Consider the following 2897-nt stretch of genomic DNA (forward strand, 5'->3'; position numbering starts at 1 on the left):
AAATTGAATACTGCATAGCGGTTATATGAACCAGTATTTAAACTAGGTAATTTCTTAATTGTGATGTAACGACTATTAACCATCACAAGTTTTATCTTATTTTTTTGAAGGAAAATATTTATGATTAGAGATAAGGAAGCACTCGACCAAATTACTGATACTATTCGTCAGTTTGTAAATAACCAACTCATACCTAAAGAAGACTGGGTTGCTGAAAATGACCGTCTTCCGGAGGATATCATTAGTCAAATGCGAGAACTTGGCATGTTTGGTCTAACTATCCCTGAAACCTATGGTGGTTTAGGCCTTACTATGGAAGAGGAGGTCCTAGTAGCGTTTGAATTGGGACGAACTTCTCCTGCATTTAGATCATTAATAGGTACCAATAATGGAATTGGCTCGTCTGGCTTAGTTATTGATGGAACTGAAGAACAAAAGCAAAAATATTTACCTAAGTTAGCAAGTGGGGAGTTGATTGGTTCCTTTTGCTTAACCGAACCTGACTCTGGATCAGATGCTGCATCACTAAAGACTACTGCTATTAAGAAAGGTGATAATTACATTCTGAATGGTACAAAGAGATTCATAACCAATGCTCCTCAAGCGGGTTTATTTACCGTTATGGCCAGAACTAATCCTGAAGATAAGAGTGCCAGCGGCATATCAGCTTTTATTATAGAGAGTGATACTCCAGGTATTACTTTGGGGAAAATTGATAAAAAAATGGGGCAAAAAGGAGCTCATACCTGTGATGTCATTTTTGATAATTGCGTAGTACCTGCAAGTGCTTTAATTGGTGGCAAAGAAGGTGTGGGGTTTAAGACGGCTATGAAAGTTCTTGATAAAGGTCGTTTACACATTGCTGCTGCAAGTACAGGCGCTGCTACAAGGATGCTAGATGATGCATTGCGATATGCAGTTGAACGTAAGCAGTTTGGTCAACCTATTGCAAACTTTCAACTTATTCAAGCTATGTTAGCTGATTCAAAGGCTGAAATTTATGCAGCTAAATCCATGGTATTAGATGCTGCAAGACTTCGCGATGAAGGTAAAAATGTCGTTACTGAATCTTCATGCGCTAAAATGTTTGCAACAGAAATGTGTGGACGTGTTGCTGATAGGGCCGTACAAATACATGGAGGCGCTGGATATATAGCCGATTACGGTATTGAACGTTTCTATCGAGATGTACGCTTATATCGCTTATATGAAGGAACCACTCAGATTCAGCAAATTATCATTGCTCGTAATATGATTAAAGAAGTAAGTCAATAAGTTGATACTAGCATAACAATGACGACATCGGTATTTATTGCTAGCCAATAATCAGGGCAATCGCACTACAAATCGATTTTAGCTACATTTTAATTAATTATTGACCTTTTACAGATGTTATCACCAATTTTCGGTCGCAAATAACAAAAACACGAGATATATAAAAATATTTTAGTTATAGTTTCTAATTACTTAACACCTTTTATTTAGATAATCTAATTTAAAGCGGCTATTTTCTATAGTGCGATTGCCCTGAGCCAATAGTTGGGCGTTTAGATTATCGATAGTAATTCTTGTATTCTCACATATTATAAGGATATTTATTGTGACAAATACTGCGGAAGTCTTAAGTTCAACCAAGGAGCAGCCTTGGAAATTAGCATTCTTTTTTTGTTTTTTAGTTTTATTATGTGATGGTGCAGATATTGGTATTCTGTCTTTTACATTATCTAGTTTGAAGGAGGAGTTTGGTTTAAGTAGTGTGCAAGCGGGAGCTATGGGAAGCTGGTCATTATTTGGCATGGCTATTGGAGGGTTCTTCGGAGGCTGGGCCTGTGATCGCTTTGGACGAGTGCGTATAATAGTATTAGCTACAGCAGTTTTTTCCCTGCTATCTGGTTTTAGCGGATTTGTTCAGAGTTATGAGCAGTTTGTGGCTTTAAGGTTTATAGCATGCTTAGGTTTGGGCAGTTTATATATTGCAACAAACACGCTTATGTCCGAAATGGTTCCTACTAAACATCGTACTACTGTACTTGCAACATTAATGACAGGGTTTACTCTAGGATCTTTGGTTATAACTAGTCTTTCTGCTTGGATTATTCCCACTTATGGGTGGCGAACACTTTATTTATTAACTTTTCTACCTATAATTTTAGCAATACTCATGTATTTCTTTATTCCCGAGCCAAATGCATGGAAGGAAGCACGAGTTCTTAAACTTAGTGGGCTTATCGACTCTCCTAATAAGGCTGAAAGCCAATACAGAATAATATTTGAGCATCCGCAACATCGTATAACTTTTATTTTGTGGACTATGAGCTCAGGACTTCTACTATTTGGCTATTTTGGAGTCAGTAACTGGCTACCATCTTATCTAGAGACTGAGTTAGGTATCAAATTCAAAGAGATGGCGATATATATGGCTGGAACCTACCTTACAATGATATTTGCTAAGTTAGTAGCAGGCTATGTAGCTGATAGGTTAGGCCGAAAGGTTGTCTTTGCTTTTGGAACAATGGGTACAGCTTTATTTATTCCAATACTTGTTTATATGCATACTCCAGATAATATTGGTTTGTTGATGGTGATTTTCGGTTTCCTATATGGTATACCTTACGCTATTAATGCCACTTATTTAACTGAGAGTTTTCCTACTGCCATTCGTGGCACTGCAGTAGGGGGTGCATTTAATATTGGGAGATTGGGATCAGTAATTGCTCCCGTAGCGATTGGCTATATGGCTATGCATAATTCTATTGGCGCAGGTTTATTACTTATGGCAGGATCTTATTTTCTATGTGGTCTTATTCCTACTTTATTTATTAAAGAACAGCAGTATGACCCTCAAAAAGCATAATAATGTTTTCATAATAGATTCTCTACTTTCCGTTATATAAATA

2 protein-coding genes are annotated in these 2897 nt (G+C 37.1%); both read left to right on the forward strand.

All coding sequences use genetic code 11. From position 1 onward, the window contains the following. Positions 1-120 precede the first annotated feature (120 nt). Complete coding sequence (locus tag A1019T_RS12935; RefSeq protein ID WP_077452143.1) at positions 121-1275, forward strand: acyl-CoA dehydrogenase family protein; 1155 nt, start codon at positions 121-123, stop codon at positions 1273-1275. Between the two features lie 325 nt (positions 1276-1600). Next, a complete protein-coding gene (locus A1019T_RS12940; protein WP_244156667.1) occupies positions 1601-2854 on the forward strand; it encodes an MFS transporter in 1254 nt (417 codons plus the stop codon). Positions 2855-2897 lie beyond the last annotated feature (43 nt).

The sequence above is a fragment of the Psychrobacter piechaudii genome (genome assembly GCF_900162825.1).
Lineage (GTDB): Bacteria > Pseudomonadota > Gammaproteobacteria > Pseudomonadales > Moraxellaceae > Psychrobacter > Psychrobacter piechaudii.

Bases quoted from the DNA above. Each gene is read 5' to 3' on its own strand.
- A1019T_RS12935 (WP_077452143.1), top strand. From the start codon at position 121: ATGATTAGAGATAAGGAAGCACTCGACCAAATTACTGATACTATTCGT.